This is a genomic window from Mycobacterium intracellulare ATCC 13950 (genome assembly GCF_000277125.1).
Taxonomy (GTDB): Bacteria; Actinomycetota; Actinomycetes; order Mycobacteriales; family Mycobacteriaceae; genus Mycobacterium; species Mycobacterium intracellulare.
This window is the reverse complement of record NC_016946.1, coordinates 2,833,969-2,855,766: the sequence shown is the minus strand read 5'-3', so window position 1 is coordinate 2,855,766 and position 21,798 is coordinate 2,833,969. Positions and strand designations below refer to the sequence as shown.

At 68.4% G+C, this 21,798-nt stretch carries 23 protein-coding genes; 21 read left to right on the top strand and 2 right to left on the bottom strand.

Features of this window, described 5'->3' with window-relative positions; genetic code table 11:
* Positions 1-21 precede the first annotated feature (21 nt).
* The 8 genes from OCU_RS38245 to OCU_RS38210 all read left to right on the top strand — a co-directional run bounded on the left by OCU_RS38245 (position 22) and on the right by OCU_RS38210 (position 6,727).
* Positions 22-348, top strand: a complete 327-nt coding sequence (locus OCU_RS38245; RefSeq protein ID WP_014380188.1) for a DUF732 domain-containing protein — start codon at positions 22-24, stop codon at positions 346-348.
* Positions 349-409: 61 nt separating this feature from the next.
* Positions 410-733: a DUF732 domain-containing protein gene (locus OCU_RS38240; protein ID WP_009957631.1), complete on the top strand. Its 324-nt coding sequence runs from the start codon at positions 410-412 to the stop codon at positions 731-733.
* Between the two features lie 288 nt (positions 734-1,021).
* The gene (locus OCU_RS38235; protein WP_020188631.1) at positions 1,022-2,266 is read left to right on the top strand and encodes a PPE family protein; all 1,245 of its coding nucleotides are present in this window, start codon (positions 1,022-1,024) and stop codon (positions 2,264-2,266) included.
* A gap of 165 nt (positions 2,267-2,431) precedes the next feature.
* Complete coding sequence (locus OCU_RS38230; RefSeq protein ID WP_014380187.1) at positions 2,432-3,835, top strand: PPE family protein; 1,404 nt, start codon at positions 2,432-2,434, stop codon at positions 3,833-3,835.
* Positions 3,832-4,149 carry a DUF732 domain-containing protein gene (locus OCU_RS38225; protein ID WP_014380186.1) on the top strand — a complete coding sequence of 106 codons (318 nt, stop codon included), beginning with the start codon at positions 3,832-3,834 and terminating at the stop codon, positions 4,147-4,149. Before OCU_RS38230 ends, OCU_RS38225 begins: the two co-directional genes overlap by 4 nt.
* 122 nt (positions 4,150-4,271) lie before the next feature.
* Positions 4,272-4,988, top strand: a complete 717-nt coding sequence (locus tag OCU_RS38220; protein WP_014380185.1) for an MgtC/SapB family protein — start codon at positions 4,272-4,274, stop codon at positions 4,986-4,988.
* 31 nt (positions 4,989-5,019) lie between these two features.
* Complete coding sequence (locus OCU_RS38215; RefSeq protein WP_014380184.1) at positions 5,020-5,955, top strand: sterol desaturase family protein; 936 nt, start codon at positions 5,020-5,022, stop codon at positions 5,953-5,955.
* A gap of 94 nt (positions 5,956-6,049) precedes the next feature.
* Positions 6,050-6,727, top strand: coding sequence for an Rv1815 family serine proteinase (locus OCU_RS38210; RefSeq protein ID WP_009957625.1), 678 nt, complete (start codon positions 6,050-6,052; stop codon positions 6,725-6,727).
* Between the two features lie 18 nt (positions 6,728-6,745).
* Here OCU_RS38210 and OCU_RS38205 read toward each other — a convergent pair whose 3' ends face one another.
* Entirely contained in the window at positions 6,746-7,192 is a 447-nt protein-coding gene (locus OCU_RS38205; protein ID WP_014380183.1) for a nitroreductase/quinone reductase family protein, read from the bottom strand.
* A 122-nt stretch (positions 7,193-7,314) separates the two neighbouring features.
* Between OCU_RS38205 and OCU_RS38200 the strand changes: the two genes are divergently transcribed.
* From OCU_RS38200 to OCU_RS38190, 3 genes are all read left to right on the top strand, one after another.
* The gene (locus OCU_RS38200) at positions 7,315-7,998 is read left to right on the top strand and encodes a TetR/AcrR family transcriptional regulator (protein ID WP_014380182.1); all 684 of its coding nucleotides are present in this window, start codon (positions 7,315-7,317) and stop codon (positions 7,996-7,998) included.
* 135 nt (positions 7,999-8,133) lie between these two features.
* Positions 8,134-8,637 (top strand): VOC family protein, encoded by a 504-nt coding sequence (locus tag OCU_RS38195; RefSeq protein ID WP_009957622.1) that lies wholly within the window; start codon positions 8,134-8,136, stop codon positions 8,635-8,637.
* Positions 8,638-8,686: 49 nt separating this feature from the next.
* Complete coding sequence (locus tag OCU_RS38190) at positions 8,687-10,180, top strand: FAD-binding protein (RefSeq protein WP_009957621.1); 1,494 nt, start codon at positions 8,687-8,689, stop codon at positions 10,178-10,180.
* Between the two features lie 91 nt (positions 10,181-10,271).
* On the opposite strand, the gene OCU_RS38185 is transcribed toward OCU_RS38190, so the two are convergent.
* Positions 10,272-12,191, bottom strand: a complete 1,920-nt coding sequence (locus OCU_RS38185) for an ABC transporter ATP-binding protein/permease (RefSeq protein ID WP_009957620.1) — start codon at positions 12,189-12,191, stop codon at positions 10,272-10,274.
* Positions 12,192-12,278: 87 nt separating this feature from the next.
* Between OCU_RS38185 and OCU_RS38180 the strand changes: the two genes are divergently transcribed.
* The 10 genes from OCU_RS38180 to OCU_RS38135 all read left to right on the top strand — a co-directional run bounded on the left by OCU_RS38180 (position 12,279) and on the right by OCU_RS38135 (position 21,626).
* Positions 12,279-13,922 (top strand): acetolactate synthase, encoded by a 1,644-nt coding sequence (locus tag OCU_RS38180; protein WP_009957619.1) that lies wholly within the window; start codon positions 12,279-12,281, stop codon positions 13,920-13,922.
* 37 nt (positions 13,923-13,959) lie between these two features.
* Positions 13,960-16,284, top strand: coding sequence for an accessory Sec system translocase SecA2 (gene secA2 / locus OCU_RS38175; protein WP_009957618.1), 2,325 nt, complete (start codon positions 13,960-13,962; stop codon positions 16,282-16,284).
* A 93-nt stretch (positions 16,285-16,377) separates the two neighbouring features.
* On the top strand, positions 16,378-17,007 hold the full coding sequence (locus tag OCU_RS38170; RefSeq protein ID WP_009957616.1) for a CDP-alcohol phosphatidyltransferase family protein: 630 nt from the start codon (positions 16,378-16,380) through the stop codon (positions 17,005-17,007).
* Positions 17,000-17,911, top strand: coding sequence for a DUF881 domain-containing protein (locus OCU_RS38165; protein ID WP_038536441.1), 912 nt, complete (start codon positions 17,000-17,002; stop codon positions 17,909-17,911). The genes OCU_RS38170 and OCU_RS38165 overlap by 8 nt, the downstream gene beginning before the upstream one ends.
* A gap of 52 nt (positions 17,912-17,963) precedes the next feature.
* Positions 17,964-18,296: a small basic family protein gene (locus tag OCU_RS38160; protein WP_008256991.1), complete on the top strand. Its 333-nt coding sequence runs from the start codon at positions 17,964-17,966 to the stop codon at positions 18,294-18,296.
* 24 nt (positions 18,297-18,320) lie between these two features.
* Positions 18,321-19,133, top strand: coding sequence for a DUF881 domain-containing protein (locus OCU_RS38155; protein ID WP_009957614.1), 813 nt, complete (start codon positions 18,321-18,323; stop codon positions 19,131-19,133).
* Positions 19,134-19,160: 27 nt separating this feature from the next.
* Positions 19,161-19,559 carry a glycine cleavage system protein GcvH gene (gcvH, locus tag OCU_RS38150; RefSeq protein ID WP_008256987.1) on the top strand — a complete coding sequence of 133 codons (399 nt, stop codon included), beginning with the start codon at positions 19,161-19,163 and terminating at the stop codon, positions 19,557-19,559.
* 238 nt (positions 19,560-19,797) lie between these two features.
* Positions 19,798-20,271 (top strand): glycogen accumulation regulator GarA, encoded by a 474-nt coding sequence (gene garA, locus OCU_RS38145; RefSeq protein ID WP_014382626.1) that lies wholly within the window; start codon positions 19,798-19,800, stop codon positions 20,269-20,271.
* Positions 20,271-21,020, top strand: coding sequence for a transcriptional regulator FtsR (ftsR, locus tag OCU_RS38140; RefSeq protein WP_009957613.1), 750 nt, complete (start codon positions 20,271-20,273; stop codon positions 21,018-21,020). The genes garA and ftsR overlap by 1 nt, the downstream gene beginning before the upstream one ends.
* A 111-nt stretch (positions 21,021-21,131) precedes the next feature.
* Complete coding sequence (locus OCU_RS38135) at positions 21,132-21,626, top strand: bifunctional nuclease family protein (protein WP_008256980.1); 495 nt, start codon at positions 21,132-21,134, stop codon at positions 21,624-21,626.
* The last annotated feature ends 172 nt before the right edge of the window (positions 21,627-21,798 follow it).

Here is a 21,798-nt window from a genome sequence, read left to right as displayed (position 1 = left end):
CGTGATGACGGAAGGTGATGAGTGATGACACGACTACTGGCGCTCCTGAGTGCCTTCGCGACGATCGGCCTTGCCGCACCGGCTCACGCCGATCCCGGGCCGGAACCGGGCGCTGACGACGGAGGCTTCATCGCGGCGCTGCGGCAAGCCGGGTTCAGCTTCGCCACGCCGGGCTCGGCCGTCGCCGCCGGACGGGCCGTGTGCTCGTGTCTGGACAACGGCGAACCCGGTTTGGAGGTCGTCCACGACGTCAAGACCCGCAACCCCGGGATGGACATGGAGATGGCGTCCAATTTCGCTGTCCTATCGGCGAAGTTCTACTGCCCCAACCAACTCTCCAAGGCCTGACGCGTCGGCCGTCCGCCGGGGCGGCCGAATGCCTCGTCGCCGCATGGGAGAATCGCGAGTCATGAGACTGCTGGCGGCGCTGGGCGTCGGCGTTTCGGTCATCCTCGGTCCGACCCCGCTCGCGCACAGCGACCCGGGGACGACCGGGGGCGACGAGGCCGCTTTTCTTGCGTCGCTGCGCGGCGCCGGCATCACGTACTCGACCCCGGATGGGGCGGTAAAGTTCGCCAAAGCCGTATGCGTGTCGATGGCAAACGGCGAGTTGGGTCCCCAAATGGTGGACGAATTGAAGAGCCAAAACCCCGGACTCACCGACGACCACGCGACGTCGTTCTTGGCGATTGCGGCGAAATTCTATTGCCCGCAGCAGCTTAACAAAAGATAGCTCCAGAGCCCACGGCGGCCGTGCGGTTCTGCCGCACCGAAATCCCTTGCGTCTAGCGGACATTCACCGCGCGGGCATCCGCGACCGGTGGAGCGGGCTCCGGTGCCGAACGCCGATCCTGAGAATTTCTCAGTCGAAGGACGCGTTGGAGCGGAGCCGGTGCAACACATGGAATACACATATGCCGCCCCGGCGAATCTCATGAATTCCATTTGAGCCGTGGCTTGTTTGCGGGAAGGCCGCATATTCGCTCCTACCCTGGCGCCAGAGGAGGACGGGAGGCAACGGGTGGACTTCGGGGCGCTGCCACCAGAGGTCAATTCAGGACGGATGTACGTGGGTGCCGGATCGGGGCCCCTGCTGGCCGCCGCCGCGGCATGGGATGCGCTGGGAGCCGAACTGTATTCCTACGCGGCGGCCTACAGCTCGACGATCGCCGGCATGACCGTCGGGTCCTGGCTGGGACCGGCGGCGGCGTCGATGAGCGCCGCGGCCGCGCGCTACGTGGCGTGGGCCACGGCGACGGCCGCCCAGGCAGAGCAGGTGGCGACCCAGGCCAGGCTCGCCGCCGCGGCCTACGAGACCGCGTTCGCGGCGACGGTGCCCCCACCGGTGATCGCCGCCAACCGCAGTCTCTTGATGACGCTGATCGCCACGAACATCCTCGGCCAGAACACCGCGGCCATCGCGGCGGCCGAAGCGGAGTACGCCGAGATGTGGGCCCAGGATGCCGTGGCGATGTATGCCTACGCCGCCTCGTCGGCGGCGGCCACGCGGCTGACGCCCTTCACCGAGCCGCCGCGGACCACCGATTCGTCCGCGGTGGCACGACAATCCGCGGCGATCGCGCAAAGTGCCGCCTCTGACATCCCGTCCGAGCTGTCGGCCTTGATCAACGTGACGCCGACGATGCTGCAAGGACTGGCGGCGACCCCGTCGGCCGCGGCGGCGACGCCGGCGGCATCGATCATCGAAGCCATTTACCCCATCACGGCCGCCCTGCGGCCCTTCTTCGCGGCCGTCACCGGCGCGTACAGCCCCATTGGCGCGATCATCGTGCCCGGCGGATGGTGGCTGCTGTCGCTGCAGGCCCTGGGTCTGTCCCAAAACGCGCCGGGTGTCGCCGAACTGCTGGGCGGCGGAAAGGCCATCGCCGGGGGGCTGTCGCCGCTTGCGCCGCTGCGGGGCGGTTACGTCTCCGCGGTGACACCGGAGATCGGGGGCGTGGCCGGGTCGATGGGCCGCGCGACCCTGGTCGGATCCCTGTCGGTTCCGCAGGGCTGGGCCACCGCCGCCCCCGTCATGAAGACGGTCGCGTCGGTACTGCCGGGCGCGAGTTTAGGAGCCGTCCCGGCGATGACCGCCACGTCGCAGGGGGCGATGTTCGGCGAGATGGCCATGGCGAGCGTGGCCGGACGCGCGCTGGCGGGCGCGGGTGTGCGCACCGTCAGCAACGGCACGACCGGCGTCGCCGCGGCGGCCGCCGACGGCGTCGCGACCACCGCCACGATCATCGTGGTGCCGGCGGATTGATGGGCCTTGACATGACACCAATGGCATTGATCCAGCGGACCGCGGGGGACGACCGATGTCTTCGGTGACCTCACCGCCGCGAACGTCGGCGATTCACGGCATGTTTGCCGGCACTCCCGGTTCGCCGGCGGCCAGCGGCCCGGCTGGCGCGGGAAGGGCACGCCGATGAATTTCGCAGTGCAGCCACCCGAAATCACCTCCGGCCAGATGTACACCGGCCCTGGGGCGGGACCGATGCTGGCGGCCGCCGCCGCCTGGGACGCGTTGGCCGCCGAGCTGCAGTCCACGGCGTCGTCCTACGGTGCGATCGTCGAGGGCCTGGCCAACGAGGCGTGGGCCGGCCCGTCGGCGGTCGCGATGGCCGCCGCGGCCGCGCAATACGTGGCATGGATGTCGGAGACCTCGGCGCAGGCGAAGACGGCGGCCGTGCAGGCCACGGCGGCCGCGGGCGCCTACGAGAGCGCCTTCGCGGCGGTGGTACCGCCGACCGAGATCGCGGCCAACCGCGTCCGGCTGGCAACGCTGTTGGCAACCAACGCCTTCGGGCAGAACACCGCCGCGATCGCCGCCACCGAGGCCGAATACGCGGAAATGTGGGCCCAGGACGCCGCCGCGATGTACGCCTACGCCGGCGCGTCGGCGGCCGCCACGCGACTGGCACCGTTCACCGAGCCGCCCCAGACCACCAACGAAACCGGGATCGCCGCGCAGGCGGCCGCGCTGGGCGAGGCCACCGGCGTGGCAAGCGGCACCGCCGCGGCCACGGACGCGGTGGCCCCGCCGTCGGGCATCTTCAGTGACCTGCTCGAGGCCATCGGCAACGCGTCCCGCGGTTACATGGAGTTCTGGGACCAGGTGCTCAACACCCTGACCGGGTCGCCGTTGGCCGGGACGACGTGGCAGAACACCTTCGGGATCCTCGCCGACATCGGCCGGTTCAGCACCGTCGCCAACGACAGCATGAGCCCGATCAACCTCGCCATGACCGAGTTCAAGATGTTCTACAACCTGCCGGTCGAGGGCCTGGACATCCCGAAGTCCGCGCTGGGGGCCGGGCTCGGGATGCGGTCGGCCGGCGCGGGCCTGACCAGCGCGGTATCGGCGGGCATGGGCGAGGCGAACGTGGTGGGCAAGCTGTCGGTGCCATCGGCCTGGGCGTCGGCCACCCCGGCGATCCGGCTGGCCAGCGGCCTGGCGCCGAGCGCCGGCATCGCCGCGGCGCCCGCGGCCGGAATCCCGGGCAGCCTGCTCGGTCAGATGGCGCTGGGCAGCCTGACCGGAGGCGCCCTTGGCGCCGTCACGCCGCAGGTCGTGAGCGGCGGGGGCGTGCGGGCCCGCGCCGGGGGAGCGACGAAGGCCGCCGAGCCCGTCAAACTCGACGACGTCATCGCCAAGCTGCAAAAACAACCGGAAGCCGTGCAGCACTGGAACGTCGACAAGGCCGGACTCGACGATCTGCTCGACCAATTGTCGAAAAAGCCCGGCATCCACGCGGTGCACGTGTCCAGCGGAGACAAGCCGAAGGTGACGTTGCCCGACGCCCGGCTCGGAAAGGCGGGATCGGCATGAAACGTTTCGCTGCGCTGCTCGGCGCCGTCGGCGTGATCGGTTTCGCGGCGCCCGCGCACGCCGAGCCGGAGGGTGACGATGCCGCGTTTTTGGCCAACCTCGACAATTCCGGCATCACCTATAGCAGCCCCAGCCAAGTCATCACCTCCGCCAAGGCCGTGTGCGGGTTGATGGGCCGGGGCGAAACCGGTTTGCAGGTCGTCAGCGACATCAAGGATCAAAACCCCGGGATGACGATGGACGCCGCCGCCAAGTTCGCGGCCCTCGCCTCGAGCGCCTACTGCCCCCACCACATCGCGCCCAAAGCCGGTTAGCCTGAGACTCGCCGCCCGCGGGGGATACCTCCCGACGTCGGCGGTTCGGTTGGGCTCCACTTGCGGTTAACCCGGATTTGGTTAGCTCCCTTCGCCGTCGAGCCACCGGGAAGGAGCGTGTCGTGGAAACGCTGAGCGCCGTCGATTTCGCGCTCCGCCTGGGCGTCGGCGTGGGTTGCGGCGCCCTCATCGGCCTGGAACGGCAGTGGCGGGCCCGCCGGGCCGGCCTGCGCACCAACGCGCTGGTTGCCGGCGGCGCAACCCTGTTCGTCCTGTACGCCGCGGCCACGTCGGATTCCAGCCCGACCCGGGTCGCGTCCTATGTGGTGTCGGGCATCGGCTTCCTCGGCGGTGGCGTGATCCTGCGGGAGGGCGTCAACGTTCGCGGCCTCAACACCGCCGCCACCCTGTGGTGTTCGGCGGCCATCGGCGTGCTGGCCGCTTCCGGGCACCTGGTCTTCACGTTAATCGGCACCGGCACGGTCATCGGCATTCACGTGCTGGGGCGCCCGCTCGGCCGGTTGATCGACCGCGACAACAGTGCCGACGAAGACGAAAGCCTGCTGCCCTATCTGGTGCAGGTGGTCTGCCGCCCCAAGCACGAGAAATACGCGCGCGCCCAGATCGTCCAGCACGCCGGCGGCAACGACATCACGCTTCGCGGGATCCACACCGGGCATCCGGCCGACGACGAGATCACCTTGACCGCCCACCTGCTGATGGACGGCGACGCCCCCGCCCGGCTGGAGCGGCTGGTGGCCGAGCTATCCCTGCTGCCGGGCGTTCGCGCGGTCCAGTGGTACGCCGGCGACGACGTGCAGACCGACGATCGTCGCTGAGCGGCGCGGCGGCCGTCGTAGTCTTACCGGTGTGAGCGCCCTCTCCGGCTTCCTGTCCGCCTTGCCCCCGCAGATGCGGGACCCGGTGCTGCTCGCCATCCCGTTCTTCTTGCTGCTGCTGACCCTCGAATGGACCGCGGCCCGCAAGCTGGAACACCTCGCGGCCGACGCCGCGCGGCCCCCGTCGGGGGCGCACCGCACCCGCGACTCGCTGACCAGCATCTCGATGGGGCTGGTTTCGGTGGCCACCACCGCCGGCTGGAAGACCCTGGCCCTGCTCGGCTACGCCGCGATCTATGCCTACGTGGCGCCGTGGCACCTTTCGGCGGCCCGCTGGTACACGTGGGTGATCGCGATTCTCGGGGTCGACCTGCTGTATTACGCCTACCACCGGATCGCCCACCGGGTGCGGTTGATCTGGGCGACCCACCAGGCCCACCACTCCAGCGAGTACTACAACTTCGCCACCGCGCTGCGCCAGAAGTGGAACAACAGCGGCGAGATCTTGATGTGGATCCCGTTGCCGCTGTTGGGAATCCCGCCGTGGATGGTGTTCTTCAGCTTCTCCGTGAACTTGATCTACCAGTTCTGGATCCACACCGAGCGCATCGACAAGCTGCCGCGGCCGTTCGAGTTCGTGTTCAACACGCCGTCGCACCACCGGGTGCACCACGGAATGGACAAGGTGTACCTCGACAAGAACTACGGCGGCATCTTCATCATCTGGGACCGGCTCTTCGGCACCTTCCAGCCCGAGCTGTTCCGCCCCCACTACGGCCTCACGAAGCAGGTGGACACCTTCAACATCTGGAAGCTGCAGACGCGCGAATACGTCGCGATCGCCCGCGACTGGCGAACCGCGACCCGGCTGCGGGACCGGCTGGGCTACGTGTTCGGTCCGCCCGGCTGGGCCCCGCGCACGGCCGGCCAGACCGATGCGGCCGCCGCGCTCGTGACCTCTCTGTAACATCGGCGCTGCGCGGCGCGAAAAGCTGAACGTGGAGGACGGTTACGCCGTAACCTCGACCTCCCGTCGGTGTCCGCCCGATGGATCGGAGTTCATGGTGCATCGCCTGGCAACGCGCGCCTTCGCCGCGTCGGTTACTGTCGCCGCGCTCGCCTCCTTGCTGCCGGCCGCGCCGGCAAAGGCCGATGTCCTGGTGTATCCGGGCATGGAGATACGCCAGGACAACCGCGTCTGCACGTTGGGATACGTCGACCCCGCCCTGAAGGTCGCGTTCACCGCGGGGCACTGCCGCGGCGGGGGCGGAGTGGTCACGGATCGGGGCGGCACCGTCATCGGCCGCCTGGCGGCCTTCCGGGACAACACCCCCAGCGGGACGACGGTGTCCACGAGCCAGGTGATCAACGATTACGAAGCGATCGTGCTGGACAACGACGTCACGGCGAACAACATCCTGCCGAGCGGTCGTCCGCTGGTCTCCGACCCCGGACTTTCGCTGGCGCCCGGGCAGCCGATCTGTCACTACGGCGTGATCACCGGGGAGACCTGCGGGACGGTGCAGAGCGTGAACAACGGCTGGTTCACCATGTCCAACGGCGTGCAGAGCCACAACGGCGACTCCGGCGGGCCGGTGTATCTGGCGCCCGGTGGCGGTCCGGGACAGCTCGTCGGGATCTTCAACAGCGTGTGGGGGGACTTCCCGGCGGCGGTGTCGTGGGGGGCCACCTCGCAGCAGGTTCGCGAGGATCTCGGGGCGCGGGACAACGCCCGTTAGGGCCCCGATCGGACGCCGTTAGCCCGCCTTGGTCAGCGCGAACACCGGAATCGTGGGCGCCGCGGCGCGGAACTCCTCGTCGCTGCTGTCCGGCGTCAGCCCCGCGACGTAGTCCTTGACCTGCCAGTACCACCGGGACAGGTAGTGCCGCAGCAGATCGGGCTTGGCCGCGTCGTCGACCTCGGTGGCGCGAACGCGGTGCCGGCGCCACCGGGGACCCACCTCGACGACGGCCGCGGCCCGGAGGTTGCGCGCCCACTGGGTGTCGCCGCGGGGCGAGACCAGGTAGTCCACCCCGTCGACGGTCAGCAGGTTGACCACGACCGCGCGCTGCTTGCCCGACTTGCGCCCACGAACGCGCAGCGCACGGGTGCCGGCGATGCTGATGCCCGCGTCGGCAAGCCAGCGGATCACCACGTTGGCCGCGCGGGCGGCCCGGTTCGGCTCTTCATAGCGCGTGGGCATGGCGGGTCCTTCCGGCGAAGCTCCTCGGAATTAACGAGAGCGGCGCTCTCGCTTTTGATGACGCTGCCACACCCCGGTTCGGAAAGCAAGAGCAGCGTTCTCGGTTGTGTCAGACTGACCGCGTGGGCAAACGCCAGCAGTCGCGGGAACAGATCGAGGCGCGCATCATCGAACTCGGTCGCCGCCAGCTGGTGGAACGCGGTGCGCCCGGACTGTCGGTGCGCGCGATTGCCCGCGACCTGGGCATGGTCTCCTCGGCGGTGTACCGGTACGTCGCCAGCCGCGACGAGTTGCTGACCTTGCTGCTGGTCGACGCCTATTCCGACCTGGCCGACACCGTGGAACGCGCCCGCGAAACCGTGGGAGAACTGTGGAGCGACGACGTCATCGCCATCGCGAGGGCGACCCGACGGTGGGCCGTCGCGCACCCCGCGTGCTGGGCGCTCCTGTACGGCAGCCCGGTCCCCGGTTATCACGCGCCTCCGGAGCGCACGGTGGCCGTCGGCACCCGGGTCGTCGCGGCCTTGTTCGACGCCGTCGCGTCCGGAATCGCCACCGGGGACATTCGCCTGACCAACGACCTTGCGCCGCAACCGATGTCGTCGGACTTCGAACGCATCCGGCACGAATTCGGATTTCCCGGTGACGATCAGGTGCTTGCCAAGTGCTTTTTGTTGTGGGCCGGGGTGCTCGGTGCCATCAGCCTGGAGGTGTTCGGGCAATACGGCGCCGACACCCTGACCGACCCGGAAGCGATCTTCGACACCCAGGTGCGACTCCTGGTGGACGTGCTCGCCCAGCATTGACGCCTTGGAGGCCGGCGGGACAGGGCGCGAATTAGAACGTGTTCACCCCGGGATTTCGGGCGCGGAACGATTCGGCATGGCAAAGTCGTTCGGCCCCTTTCTGGCGGCGCGGCGGCTGGACTATTGTGCGAGACGATGACCCCTCTTCTCGAGTCGCCGACGCAGATCGCCTGGGTTACCACCGACCTCGACGCGACAGAAACGGCGCTCACCGGCCTGTTAGGCGTCAGGAAGTGGGTGCGCATCCCCGACGTGCACTTTGCTCCGGACGCCTGCAGCTATCACGGCAAGCCCGCCGATTTCATCGCCAGCATCTCTCTGAGCTATCTCGGTGACATGCAGCTGGAGCTGATCCAACCGGTGCGGGGCGAGAACATCTATAGTGACTTTTTGCGCGAGTGCGGGGCCGGTTTGCACCACATCTGCATGGAGGCCGAAAGCCCCGAGCAATTCGAGGCGGCGCTGGTCCAGGCCGCCGAGCGGGGCGCCGCGGTCGTGCAGCAAGGCGTGATGCCCGGCGGAATCCAATTCGCCTACGTCGCGGCGCCGCAAGCGGGCGTGCCGTTTGTGGAGTTCGCATACATCGCGCCCGAAATGAGGGCGTTTTACGACTACATCAAACAGGAGCAGCGGCGATGAGCCGCGCCGGCGACGATGCAAAGCAGAGCGATCAGGAGGAGTGGCGCCAATGAGCACCGAAATACCGCCAACAGTCAGCGCCAACGACGTGACGTCGTGGTCCGACGAGGTCGACGTGTTGGTGATCGGCTTCGGCATCGCCGGCGGCTGCGCCGCGGTCAGTGCGGCGGCCGAAGGGGCGCGGGTGCTCGTGCTCGAACGCGCGGCCGCGGCCGGCGGCACCACTTCCCTTGCCGGAGGGCACTTTTACCTCGGCGGCGGGACCGCGGTGCAGCAGGCGACCGGCCAGGACGACTCCGCCGAGGAGATGTACAAGTACCTCGTCGAGGTGTCGCGTGAGCCCGAACTCGACAAGATCCGCGCCTACTGCGACGGCAGCGTCGAGCATTTCAACTGGCTGGAAGACTTGGGCTTTCAGTTCGAGCGCAGCTACTACCCGGGCAAAGTCGTCGTGCCGCCGGGCACCGAGGGCCTCAGCTACACGGGCAACGAAAAGGTGTGGCCCTTCTGCGAGCGGGCCAAGCCGGCGCCGCGCGGGCACTCCGTGCCGGTCCCCGGCGAGCTGGGCGGCGCGGCCATGGTCATCGACCTGCTGGTGAAACGCGCCGACGCCCTGGGCGTGCAGACCCGCTACGAGACCGGGGCGACCAATCTGATCCTGGACGACGACGGCGCCGTGGTGGGCGTCGCCTGGAAGCACTTCACCGAAACGGGCGCCATCAAGGCCAAGGCCGTCATCATCGCGGCCGGTGGCTTCGCGATGAATCCGGAGATGGTCGCCGAGCACACTCCCGCATTGGGCCAGCCGCGGCGCACCAAGCATCACGGGCTGGCGGCGCCCTACATCCTGGGCAACCCCAACGACGACGGGCTGTCCATCCGGATGGGGGTCTCGGCGGGCGGGGCCACCAAGCACATGGACGAGCTGTTCATCACCGCGGCGGCCTACCCGCCCGAAATCCTGCTGACCGGTGTCATCGTCAACAAGGAGGGCAAGCGCTTCGTCGCCGAGGACTCCTACCATTCGCGCACCTCGGCGTTCGTGCTCGAGCAGCCGGAGCAGACCGCCTACCTGATCGTCGACGAGGCGCACACCGAGATGCCCGCGATGCCGCTGATCCGTTTCCTCGATGGCTACGAGACGATCGCGGAAATGGAAGCCGCGCTTGGCATCCCGGCCGGCAACCTCGCGGCCACGCTGGACCGCTACAACGAGTTCGCCGCCGCCGGTGAGGATCCCGATTTCCACAAGCAGCCGGAATTCCTTGCGCCGCAAGACAATGGGCCGTGGGCGGTGTTCGATTTGTCGCTCGGCCGCGCGATGTACTCGGGCTTCACGATCGGCGGCCTCGCGGTGACCGTCGACGGTGAGGTGCAACGGGACGACGGCACCGTGGTGCCCGGCCTGTATGCCGCCGGCGCCTGCGCGTCCAACCTCGCCCAGGACGGCAAGGGTTACGCCAGCGGGACACAGCTGGGTGAGGGTTCGTTCTTCGGGCGCCGCGCCGGAACGCACGCGGCGCGGCGGGCCGGGGGAGCGTAGGCGCGCGACGACCCAGCGCCGGAACGCACGCGGCGCGGCGGGCCGGGGGAGCGTAGGCGCGCGACGACCCAGCGCCGGGGCAGCGTAGCCGCTAGACCTGCGCGGGCTCCTTTTCGACCGGCCCCAGCTGCCACGCGCCGCCGCCGAGAAGTTGCAGCTGCTGCTCGTGGTGCTGCTCGACGGCGGGCCGATGGCTCACGCTCACGAGCACGCATTCCGGCAGCTCCGCCCGAACCAGTTGGTACAGCGCGTATTCCAGGCCGCTGTCCAGCGCGGAAGTCGCCTCGTCGAGGAAGACCGCCTTCGGCCGGGTGAGCAGGACGCGCGCAAACGCGACGCGCTGCTGCTCGCCGGGGGACAGCACTTTGGCCCAGTCCTGCTCCTCGTCCAACCGGCTGATGAGCGGCGCCAGAACAACCTTGGTGAGCACGTCGCGCAGTTGGTCATCGGCGACGCCGTCCGGCGAATTCGGGTAACACACCACGGTGCGCAACGTGCCGAGCGGCACATATGGCAACTGCGACAAGAACATCGTCTCGTTGTCGCCATCCGGACGGCACAGCGTTCCCGAGGCGTAGGGCCACAATTCGGCCAGGCTGCGCAGCAGCGTCGTCTTGCCCGCTCCGGAGCGTCCGGTGATCACCAGGCTGTCGCCCAGGTCGAGCTGGATGTCCAAAGAGTCGACCAGCTGGTCGCCCTCCGGCGTGCGCACCTCGATGCCGCGCAGTTCTACGGCGGTCTCCTCGCTGGGTTTGACGAGGATGGTGGGCAGCGCGCGCCCCTTGTCGTTGGCGTCGACGAGGCCGTGCAACCGGATGATCGCCGCCCGGAAGGCCGCGAACGCGTCATAGTTGTTGCGGAAGAACGACAGTGAGTCGTTGATGTTGCCGAAAGCCTGCGCGGTCTGGGTAACATCGCCGAAGGCGATCTCCCCGGTGAACAGGCGCGGCGCCTGAATCGCCAACGGCAGCGGAATGATGGTCTGCGTCGCCGACCAGTTCCATCCGTTGAAGATAATGGTCCGGCGCACGTACCTGCGGTAGTTGTCGATGATCGGCGTGAAGCGCCGCCACAATTGGGTACGTTCGACGCGCTCGCCACGGTAGAAGCCCACCGCCTCCGCGGCGTCGCGCAACCGCACCAGGGCGTAACGGAATGCGGCGTTGAGTTTCTCGTTGTTGAAGCTCAGCCAAATCAGCGGGCGCCCAAGCCAAATCGCGACCACCGTCACGATCAAGACATAGACCAGGACGGTCCAGAACATCGCACGCGGCACGTTCACACCGAAGAGATTGAAGTCCCCGGACAGGTTCCACAGGATCGCGGCGAACGAGATCACCGATGCCACCGCGTTGACGGCACCGAACAGCAGGGTGCTGGTCGTCCCGTTGGACGGGATGTTCGGGGTGCCGCCCACCCCCGCGGTGAAGATGTCGATATCTTGTTGGATGCGCTGATCTGGGTTGTCAATGGTCTTGTCGATGAACAGATCCCGGTAGTAGGCCCGGCCCGCGAGCCAGTCGTCGGTGAGATGGCCCGTCAGCCACATGCGCCAGGCGATGATGAACCGCTGCGTCAGGTAGATGTCGAGGATCACACGGGCGATGAAGATGGCCGCCAGCAGGATGAAAATCCCCAGCGAGACCCAAAAGTTGTGGATCCCCGAGTGTTTGACTTCCTCGTTGCCCGTGGCGAGCCCCTTGAGTGCCACCTGCAAAGCCGTGTACATGTCGTTGCTCTGATAGCTGAACAGCACGTTGAGCCGGACCGAGAACAGCACCAGCAGTAGCAGCACGCCGAGTCCCAGCCATGCCTTGACGCTGGTCGGCCCGACGAAGTAGCCGCGCGTGATCCGCCAGAATTGACGGCCCCACGGGGTCAGGTACCTGGCGGCGACCAGCGCGGCCAGCAGACAGACGGCACCGATGACCCACGCGATGGCGAGCCACCGCAGGGAGTCCTGAAATGCCGACGACCAATCAATGGACGGTTTGAAGAGCTTCGTGTCCAATTTCGGCGTCTCCTTCTGAGGTCGGCACTTCCCCGCAAGCTACCCGAGCCCGCAAGCTACCCGAGCGGTTGTCGATAGGCTGCGCAGATGAGCATCGACGCTCCGTCCAGCCAGACCGTACATGCCGGCCGACTCGTCGCGCGCCGGCTCAAAGCCAGCGGAATCGACACCGTCTTCACGCTGTCCGGCGGTCACCTGTTCTCGATCTACGACGGCTGCCGCGACGAGGGTATCCGGCTGATCGACACCCGCCACGAACAGACCGCGACCTTCGCCGCCGAGGGCTGGTCGAAGGTGACCAGGGTCCCGGGCGTGGCGGCGCTGACCGCGGGGCCGGGCGTCACCAACGGGATGAGCGCGATGGCGGCGGCGCAGCAGAACCAGTCGCCCCTCGTGGTGCTGGGCGGCCGGGCGCCGGCCCAGCGCTGGGGGATGGGCTCGCTGCAGGAGATCGACCACGTGCCGTTCGTCGCGCCGCTGGCCCGCTTCGCCGCCACCGCGCAATCGGCGGCCGACGCCGGGCGGCTCGTCGATGACGCGTTGCGCGCCGCGGTCGGCGCGCCGTCGGGCGTGGGATTCGTCGACTTCCCGATGGACCACGTGTTCTCCATGTCGGACGACGGCCCGCGCCCCGGGGCGCTTATCGACGTGCCGCCGGGACCCGCACCCGATGACCGGGCGCTGACCCGGGCCGTCGGTCTCCTGGCCGCGGCGAAGCGCCCGGTGATCATGGCCGGCACCAACGTGTGGTGGGGACACGGCGAAGCCGCACTGCTGCGCCTGGCGGAGGAACTCCAGATCCCGGTGCTGATGAACGGGATGGCCCGCGGCGCGGTCGCGGCCGACCACCCGTTGGCGTTCTCCCGGGTTCGCGGAAAAGCGTTGGGGGAGGCCGACGTTGCGCTGATCGTCGGCGTGCCGATGGATTTCCGGCTCGGCTTCGGCGCGGTGTTCGGGCAACAGACCCAGCTCGTCGTGGTCGACCGTGTCCAACCCGAGCGCCGCCATCCGCGGCCGGTGCAGGCCGAGCTCTACGGTGACCTGCTGACGATCCTGGCGGCGCTGGCCACCGCCGGGGGCGCCGGGCACCGAGACTGGGTCGAGGAACTCCGGGCGGCCGAGACCGCCGCGCGCGCCAAGGAGAACGCCGAGCTCGCCGACGACCGCGTCCCGCTGCACCCCATGCGGGTGTACGCGGAGTTGGCGCCCATGCTGGACCGCGACGCCATCGTCGTCATCGATGCCGGCGACTTCGGCTCCTACGCCGGCCGGGTGATCGACAGCTACCTGCCGGGGTGCTGGCTGGACAGCGGCCCCTTCGGCTGCCTGGGTTCGGGGCCCGGCTACGCCCTGGCCGCCAAGCTGGCCCGGCCGCAGCGCCAGGTGGTGCTGCTGCAAGGCGACGGCGCGTTCGGCTTCAGCGGCATGGAATGGGACACCTTGGTCCGGCACAACGTGCCCGTCGTGTCCGTGATCGGCAACAACGGCATCTGGGGCCTCGAAAAGCACCCCATGGAAGCCTTGTACGGCTATTCGGTGGTGGCCGAACTGCGCCCGGGGACCCGCTACGACGAGGTGGCGCGCGCCCTGGGCGCCCACGGCGAGCTGGTGGCCGCACCCGGCGAGCTGCGGCCCGCCCTGGAGCGCGCCTTCGCCAGCGGAATGCCCGCCGTCGTCAACGTGCTCACCGACCCGGACATCGCCTATCCACGCCGATCCAACCTCGCATGATGAGTGGGCGCCGCAGCCCACCGCGTACCGTTGACCTGTGCCTAAGACGACCCGCGCTCAACCCGGACGGCTGAGCAGCCGCTTTTGGAAGCTGCTCGGCGCCAGCACCGAAAAGGACCGCAGCCGCTCCCTCACCCAGGTCAACGACTCCTCGGAATACGACGGCGAGGCGGCCGGTCTGAGCGACGAGCAGCTGCGCAAGGCGGCCGGGCTGCTCAACCTCGAGGACCTCGCCGACTCCGAGGACATCCCGCAGTTCCTCGCCATCGCCCGCGAGGCCGCCGAACGGGCGAGCGGGTTGCGGCCGTTCGACGTTCAGCTGCTCGGGGCGCTGCGGATGCTGGCCGGCGACGTGATCGAGATGGCCACCGGCGAGGGCAAGACCCTGGCCGGCGCGATCGCCGCCGCCGGGTACGCGATCGCCGGGCGGCACGTGCACGTGGTGACGATCAACGACTACCTGGCGCGCCGTGACGCCGAATGGATGGGTCCGCTGATCGAAGCCATGGGGCTGTCGGTCGGCTGGATCACCGCCGAATCGACCAGCGAGGAGCGCCGGGCCGCCTACGGCTGCGACGTCACCTACGCCTCGGTCAACGAGATCGGCTTCGACGTGCTGCGCGATCAGCTGGTGACCGACGTCGACGACCTGGTGTCGCCCAACCCCGACGTGGCCCTCATCGACGAGGCCGACTCGGTGCTGGTCGACGAGGCGCTGGTGCCGCTGGTGCTGGCGGGAACCACGCATCGGGAGACCCCGCGGCTCGAAATCATCAAGCTGGTCGGTGAACTCAACGCCGACACCGATTTCGACACGGACTCCGACAGCCGCAACGTCCACCTGACCGACGCCGGCGCGCGCAAGGTCGAAAAGGCGCTCGGCGGCATCGACCTGTACTCCGAGGAGCACGTCGGCACCACGCTGACGGAGGTCAACGTCGCGCTGCACGCGCACGTGCTGCTGCAGCGCGACGTGCACTACATCGTGCGCGACGACGCGGTGCACCTGATCAACTCCTCGCGCGGACGCATCGCCCAGCTGCAGCGCTGGCCCGACGGGCTGCAGGCCGCCGTCGAGGCCAAGGAGGGCATCGAGACCACCGAAACCGGCGAGGTGCTCGACACCATCACCGTGCAGGCGCTGATCAACCGCTACGCCACCGTGTGCGGCATGACCGGCACCGCGCTGGCCGCCGGTGAGCAGCTGCGCCAGTTCTACAAGCTCGGTGTGTCGCCGATCCCGCCGAACAAGCCCAACATTCGCGAAGACGAGTCCGACCGGGTCTACATCACCGGCGCGGCCAAGAACGACGCGATCGTCGCGCACATCGCCGACGTCCACGAGACCGGGCAGCCGGTGCTGGTCGGCACCCGCGATGTCGCCGAATCCGAGGACCTGCACGAACGGCTGCTGCGCCGCGGCGTGCCCGCGGTGGTGCTCAACGCGAAGAACGACGCCGAGGAGGCCCAGGTCATCGCCGAGGCCGGCAAGTTCGGCGTGGTCACCGTGTCGACGCAGATGGCCGGGCGCGGCACCGACATCCGGCTCGGCGGCTCCGACGAGGCCGACCACGACCGCGTCGCCGAGCTGGGCGGGCTGCACGTCGTCGGCACCGGCCGGCACCACACCGAGCGGCTGGACAACCAGCTGCGGGGCCGCGCCGGGCGGCAGGGCGACCCGGGGTCGTCGGTGTTCTTCTCCAGCTGGGAAGACGACGTCGTGGCGGCCAACCTGGACCACAACAAACTGCCGATGGAGACCGACGAGGACGGCCGGATCGTCAGCCCCAAGGCGGCCGGGCTGCTCGACCACGCCCAGCGGGTCGCCGAGGGCCGCATGCTCGACGTGCACGCGAACACCTGGCGCTACAACCAGTTGATCGCCCAGCAGCGCGCCATCATCGTCGATCGGCGAAATACGTTGCTGCGCACCGCGACCGCGCGCGAGGAGCTCGCCGAGCTGGCGCCCAAGCGCTACGAGGAACTGGCCGAGGAGATCTCCGAAGAACGCCTCGAGACGATCTGCCGGCAGATCATGCTCTATCACCTGGACCGCGGCTGGGCCGACCATCTGGCCTACCTGGCCGACATCCGCGAGAGCATCCACCTGCGGGCGCTGGGCCGGCAGAACCCGCTGGACGAGTTTCACCGGTTGGCCGTCGACGCGTTCGCGTCGCTGGCCGCCGACGCGATCGAGGCGGCCCAGCAGACCTTCGAGACCGCGAACGTCCTCGAGGAGGAGCCGGGACTGGACCTGTCCAAGCTGGCGCGGCCGACGTCGACGTGGACGTACATGGTCAACGACAACCCGCTGTCGGATGACACGCTGTCCACCCTGAGCCTGCCCGGCGTGTTCCGCTAGACCACCCGCCGAGCGTGCGGCCAGCCGGGCGTTCGCGCTCGAGTGTGCGCCCAGCCGGGCGCTCGGCGTGGAGTCGCGTTAAGGTCACGGCTCATGGAGCCGGTGCTTCCGCCCAACCGGGTGCTGACGGTCCCCAACGCGCTCAGCGCCATCCGCCTGGCGCTCATTCCGGTGTTCATCTACGCCTTGCTGGTCGTGCACGCCCACGGATGGGCGGTCGCGATCCTGATGTTCAGCGGCGCCTCGGACTGGGCCGACGGCAAGATCGCGCGGCTGCTCAATCAGTCCTCGCGGCTCGGCGTGCTGCTCGATCCCGCCGTCGACCGCCTCTACATGGTCGCCGTTCCCGTCGTGATGGCGTTCAGCGGGATCGTGCCGTGGTGGTTCGTCGCGATCCTGCTCGCACGCGATGGCCTGCTGGCCGCGACGCTGCCGCTGCTGTGGAGCCGCGGTCTCTCGGCGCTGCCGGTGACCTACATCGGCAAGGCCGCGACGTTCGCCCTCATGTCGGGCTTTCCGCTGGTGCTGCTGGGCACGTGGGACGCGCTGTGGAGCCGGGTGGTGGGCGCCTGCGGGTGGGCGTTCCTGATCTGGGGCTTGTACGGCTACCTGTGGGCGTTCGTGCAGTATGCGGTCCAGATGACACTGGTGTTGCGCCGCATGCCCAAGGTCGATCGCGGGTCGCGCCCGCCGGCCGTGGCGAAGGCGACCGACCATGGCTGACGTGGACCGCCGGCTCGGCGGCTATGACCCCAACGCCGGTCACAGCGCGCACGTGGCGGCCCGGCCGCAACAGATTCCGGTGCCCTCGCTGTTGCGCGCGCTGCTGTCCGAGCACCTGGATCCCGGCTACGCCGCGGCGGCGGCCAAGCGAGCTACCACCGAAGGACGCCAGCGCGCGTTCGGTTGGCTGTGGCAGGCCCTGGCCGCGCTCCTCATCGCCACGGTTTTCGCCGCCGCGGTCGCGCAGGCCCGTTCGGTCGCCCCCGGGGTGCGCGACGCCCAGCAACTGCTGTTGGGCAACGTGCGGGCGATGGAAGGCTCGGCGACGCAGTTGGCGCAGCGGCGCAACCAGCTCTCGACACGACTCGACGACGTGCAGCGCCGCGTGCTGGCCGACGATGCCGAGGGGCAGCGGTTGCTGAAACGGCTCGACGCGCTCAGCGTGGCGGCCGCCAGCACGGCGATCATCGGTCCCGGCCTGAAGTTGACCGTGACCGATCCGGGTGCCAGCCCGAACCTTTCCGACGTGTCCAAACAGCGGGTCGGCGGCAGCAGGCAGATCATCCTCGACCGCGACCTGCAGCTGGTGGTCAACTCGTTGTGGGCCAGCGGCGCCGAGGCGGTCTCGGTCGGCGGCGTGCGGATCGGGCCCAACGTGACCATCCGGCAGGCCGGCGGCGCGATCCTCGTCGACAACAACCCGACCAGCAGTCCGTACACCATCCTGGCGATCGGGCCGCCGCGCTCGATGCGCGACGTCTTCGACAACAGCCCGGGGCTGCAGCGCCTGAGGCTGCTGGAGATTTCCTACGGCGTGGTGGTTACGGTGGATGTTGCCGACGGTCTTTCGCTGCCTGCCGGATCCGTCCGGGATGTCAAGTTCGCCAAGCAGATTGGGCCATAGTGAGAAAAGTCCCGAACACACAGTTTCGCCTGTGCGAGACGGGAAACCCCGCATGATCGGTATCGCGGCGCTGGCGATCGGCATCGCGCTGGGCCTGGTTTTTCACCCCTCGGTGCCCGAAGTCGTGCAGCCCTATCTGCCGATCGCGGTGGTCGCGGCGCTCGACGCCGTGTTCGGCGGGTTGCGTGCCTATCTGGAGCGGATCTTCGACCCCAAGGTCTTCGTGATCTCGTTCGTGTTCAACGTCTTCGTGGCCGCGCTCATCGTCTATGTCGGCGACCAATTGGGGGTGGGCACCCAGTTGTCGACGGCCATCATCGTCGTGCTCGGTATCCGCATCTTCGGCAACGCGGCGGCCCTGCGCCGCCGGCTGTTCGGGGCGTGACGCCATGACCCGATCGAGCTCAGCGTGAGTCAGGATCCGACGGATCGCGACGCCGGCGCGGCGCCGGATCAGGCCGCGCCACACGGGCGTCACGAACTGCGCGGGAAACACCCCCGCGGCGGGTTGTCCGGCATGCTGCGCGGCGGCCGCTCCCGCCTGGGTTTCGGCACGCTGGCCGTCCTGTTGTGTCTGCTTCTCGGGATCGCCATCGTCACCCAGGTTCGCCAGACCGAATCGGGCGATTCGCTGGACACGGCGCGCCCCGCCGACCTGTTGGTGCTGCTGGATTCGTTGCGGCAGCGCGAGGGCACACTCCGCAGCGAGGTGAACGAGCTGGAGAACACGCTGAATTCGTTGCAGGCGTCCGGCAACAACGACCAGGCCGCCATCCAGTCCGCCCAATCCCGGCTGGCGGCGCTGTCCATCCTGGTCGGCGCCGTGGGCGCCACGGGGCCCGGCGTCACCGTCACGATCGAGGACCCCGGGCCGGGGGTTTCCCCCGAGGCGATGCTCGACGTGATCAACGAGTTGCGCGCCGCGGGCGCGGAGGCGATCGAGGTCAACGACGCCCACCAGTCCGTGCGCGTGGGCGTCGACACGTGGGTCGCGGGTGCGCCCGGGTCGCTGACCGTCGACTCCAAAACGCTGTCGCCCGCGTATTCGATTCTGGCGATTGGTGATCCGCCCACCCTGGCCGCGGCGATGAACATTCCCGGTGGCGCGCAGGACACGGTCAAGCGCGTCGGGGCGCGGATGTCCGTCCAGCAGGCCGAACGGGTGGACGTGACCACCTTGCGGCAACCAAAACCGCACCAATACGCTCAGCCCGTCAAGTGAGCAATTCCCGAACAGACAGGATCACTCGTGAGCGATATCCCGCCCGATCTGCGCTACACCGCCGAACACGAATGGGTTCGTCGAAGCGGCGATGACACACTGCGGGTGGGCATCACCGACTTTGCACAGTCGGCGTTGGGCGATGTCGTGTTCGTTCAGCTGCCCGACGTGGGCGCGGAGCTGACCGCCGGTGAATCCTTCGGCGAGGTCGAATCGACGAAATCGGTGTCGGACCTGTACGCCCCGGTCTCGGGCAAAGTGTCGGCCGTCAACACCGATCTGGAAGGCAGCCCGCAACTGGTCAACTCCGATCCGTACGGGGCCGGGTGGTTGCTGGATGTGCAGGTATCCGACGTCGCCGAAGTGGAGTCCGCCATTTCGTCGTTGCTCGACGCGGAGGCCTACCGCGGAACGCTGACCGAATGACGATTGCTAATGTCCCTGCAGCCTCGCACGGCGAGGCCGACGGTGCAGCCGGCACGTCGGGGAACCGACGTTTCGGATCGCCAAGTGGTGGGCGCATTGCAGGCCGGTGCGCGGTACCGTCGACAGATCTACCTTTTGAAGACCGGCATACCGGGCAACAAGACCTGGTGCGGAGGCCGGCCGAGCGGCCCGGACAGACAACGCCACAGCGGCCAGTGAGGAGCAGCGCGTGACGGACATGGACTCAGGAAGTCAGCAAGACCAGAATTCGGACGAAGTCACGGTAGAGACGACCTCTGTCTTTCGCGCCGACTTCCTCAACGAGCTCGACGCACCCGCGCAGGCGGGCACGGAAAGCGCGGTATCCGGGGTCGAGGGACTCCCGGCGGGTTCGGCGCTGCTGGTCGTCAAACGGGGTCCCAACGCGGGATCGCGGTTCCTGCTCGACCAGCCCACCACGTCGGCGGGCCGGCACCCGGACAGCGACATCTTCCTCGACGACGTGACCGTCAGCCGCCGCCACGCCGAATTCAGGTTGGAAAACAACGAATTCAGCGTCGTCGACGTTGGTAGTCTCAACGGCACTTACGTCAACCGTGAGCCCGTGGACTCCGCGGTGCTGGCCAATGGCGACGAAGTGCAGATCGGCAAGTTCCGCTTGGTGTTTCTGACCGGACCCAAGCAGGGTGAGGATGGAGGATCTTCGGGCTAGTGAGCGCACCCGATAGCTCGGCACTGGCCGGGATGTCGATCGGGGCGGTTCTGGAATTGTTGAGGCCGGACTTCCCCGATGTCACCATCTCCAAGATCCGCTTCTTGGAGGCCGAGGGGCTGGTGACGCCGCAACGGGCCGCGTCGGGTTACCGGAGGTTCACCGCGTACGACTGCGCGCGGTTGCGCTTCATCCTTACCGCGCAGCGTGATCACTACCTGCCGTTGAAGGTCATCCGGGCGCAACTGGACGCCCAGCCCGACGGCGAGCTACCGCCGTTCAAAACCTCCTATGCCGTCCCGCGCCTGGTGTCGGTGAACCGAACCGGGGAGGTCGGCGCGGACGCGGGAGCGGACACTTCGGCGGTGGCGGCCACGCACGTCCGGCTGAGCCGCGAAGACCTGCTGGCGCGTGCGGGCGTGGACGACGACCTGCTGACGGCCTTGCTCAAGGCCGGCGTCATCACCACCGGGCCCGCGGGTTTCTTCGACGAGCACGCCGTCGTGATCCTGCAATGCGCGCGGGCGCTGTCGGACTACGGCGTCGAGCCGCGGCATCTGCGCGCATTCCGGTCGGCGGCGGACCGGCAGTCGGATTTGATCGCCCAAATCGCCGGGCCGGTAGTCAAAGCCAACAAGGCCGGTGCCCGGGATCGCGCCGACGATTTGGCGCGTGAAGTTGCGGCGCTGGCCATCACGTTGCACACGTCGTTGATCAAATCCGCCGTTCGCGACGTTCTGGATCGCTGAGGACTAGACTTCGGTCGACAGCTTGGTTTCGGCGGTAGGGCGGATTTTTGACCTCGCCGCCGCTGGGAATGCCAATCCAACCGGCGCCACGAATGCGGAGGACAGACACAAATGGGTGAGGTTCGTGTTGTCGGCATTCGCGTAGAGCAGCCGCAAAACCAGCCGGTGTTGTTGCTGCGCGAAACCGACGGTGACCGTTACCTGCCGATCTGGATCGGCCAGTCGGAGGCTGCCGCCATCGCCCTCGAGCAGCAGGGTGTCGAGCCGCCTCGTCCGCTGACGCACGATCTGATCAGGGATGTCATTGCCGCGCTTGGGCATTCGCTCAAAGAGGTGCGGATCGTCGATCTGCAGGAAGGCACTTTCTACGCCGACCTGGTGTTCGACCGCAACATCACCGTGTCGGCGCGGCCCTCGGATTCGGTGGCGATAGCGCTGCGCGTCGGCGTCCCGATCTACGTCGAGGAGCCCGTGCTTGCCCAGGCCGGGCTCTTGATCCCCGACGAGACCGACGAAGAGGGCGGCACCGCCGTCCGCGAGGACGAGGTGGAGAAGTTCAAGGAATTTCTCGACAGCGTGTCTCCCGACGATTTCAAAGCCACCTAGCGCGCTGCGGGCGGATCGCGCTCGACTAGCCTGGTGGGGACATCACGGATCCGTCTCAACTGGCAACGTGATGTCGACACGCTGGCGGATAGCCCGCCCAGTTGGCCCCGGGGCGGCCATACTTTGATCACGACTTCAGGCGCGGCGGCTATCGGAAAGCGTAAGCTCACTA

Bases quoted from the DNA above. Each gene is read 5' to 3' on its own strand.
- OCU_RS38240 (WP_009957631.1), top strand. From the start codon at position 410: ATGAGACTGCTGGCGGCGCTGGGCGTCGGCGTTTCGGTCATCCTCGGT.
- OCU_RS38230 (WP_014380187.1), top strand. From the start codon at position 2,432: ATGAATTTCGCAGTGCAGCCACCCGAAATCACCTCCGGCCAGATGTAC.
- OCU_RS38225 (WP_014380186.1), top strand. From the start codon at position 3,832: ATGAAACGTTTCGCTGCGCTGCTCGGCGCCGTCGGCGTGATCGGTTTC.
- OCU_RS38210 (WP_009957625.1), top strand. From the start codon at position 6,050: ATGGTGCATCGCCTGGCAACGCGCGCCTTCGCCGCGTCGGTTACTGTC.
- OCU_RS38205 (WP_014380183.1), bottom strand. From the start codon at position 7,192: ATGCCCACGCGCTATGAAGAGCCGAACCGGGCCGCCCGCGCGGCCAAC.
- OCU_RS38195 (WP_009957622.1), top strand. From the start codon at position 8,134: ATGACCCCTCTTCTCGAGTCGCCGACGCAGATCGCCTGGGTTACCACC.
- OCU_RS38190 (WP_009957621.1), top strand. From the start codon at position 8,687: ATGAGCACCGAAATACCGCCAACAGTCAGCGCCAACGACGTGACGTCG.
- OCU_RS38180 (WP_009957619.1), top strand. From the start codon at position 12,279: ATGAGCATCGACGCTCCGTCCAGCCAGACCGTACATGCCGGCCGACTC.
- OCU_RS38170 (WP_009957616.1), top strand. From the start codon at position 16,378: ATGGAGCCGGTGCTTCCGCCCAACCGGGTGCTGACGGTCCCCAACGCG.
- OCU_RS38165 (WP_038536441.1), top strand. From the start codon at position 17,000: ATGGCTGACGTGGACCGCCGGCTCGGCGGCTATGACCCCAACGCCGGT.
- OCU_RS38160 (WP_008256991.1), top strand. From the start codon at position 17,964: ATGATCGGTATCGCGGCGCTGGCGATCGGCATCGCGCTGGGCCTGGTT.
- garA (WP_014382626.1), top strand. From the start codon at position 19,798: ATGGACTCAGGAAGTCAGCAAGACCAGAATTCGGACGAAGTCACGGTA.
- OCU_RS38135 (WP_008256980.1), top strand. From the start codon at position 21,132: ATGGGTGAGGTTCGTGTTGTCGGCATTCGCGTAGAGCAGCCGCAAAAC.